This is a genomic window from Psychrobacter sp. 1U2, from assembly GCF_051847575.1.
Genome location: NZ_JBPYDC010001147.1, coordinates 1 through 688 on the forward strand (window position 1 = coordinate 1; position 688 = coordinate 688).

General features: G+C 43.2%; 1 protein-coding gene. It reads left to right on the forward strand.

The features are described from left to right. Positions 1-424 (forward strand): non-canonical purine NTP pyrophosphatase (locus tag ACS8FD_RS20890; RefSeq protein WP_439277277.1); only part of this gene is annotated, 424 nt, incomplete at its 5' end. Positions 425-688 lie beyond the last annotated feature (264 nt).

Genomic DNA, 688 nt, shown 5'->3' on the forward strand with positions numbered 1-688 from the left:
CCGTAGCAGCGGTTTGCCAGCGATTGCTGATGACTCAGGCTTATGTGTGCCAGTACTCTGCAACACACCAGGCATCTACTCGGCGCGCTACGCAGGCGAACATGGCAATGATGCTAAGAACAACGCTAAGCTCATCACTGACTTGCTTCCTATCCGTGATGAGCAGCCAGATACACCCATTAAAGGTATGTTCGTCTGTGTACTGGCAATGGTACGTCATACTGATGACCCGCTGCCGATTATCGCCCAAGGTCTATGGCATGGGGAAATCTTGGAAGCGCCGCATGGTGACGGCGGCTTTGGTTATGATCCGCTGTTTTGGTTACCCAAGCTGCAAGCAACTGCCGCAAGCTTAAGTGCCACTGACAAAAACAGCATCAGCCACCGCGGGCAAGCTATCCAGCAGTTATTAGAGCAGTTATAGCTATTTATATAATGGCTACTGACATAAATAGCGCTCGTTCTTTTTACGATAATAGGTTTTTAGTCTTAACTTTCTGTACTTGTTTATTAATGCTTTTTTATTAGTGCTTTTGTCTATTAGTACTTTTGCTTACCGTCCATCCTGACAGATAGCTTTTACTTTAATTAACAGATAGATTATACTGTTCTACTTTTAAAATTTTATTACAAGATTCTGGTCGACTGTACCATTTATAAAAGCACAATGTTTATAAAAGCCTAACGT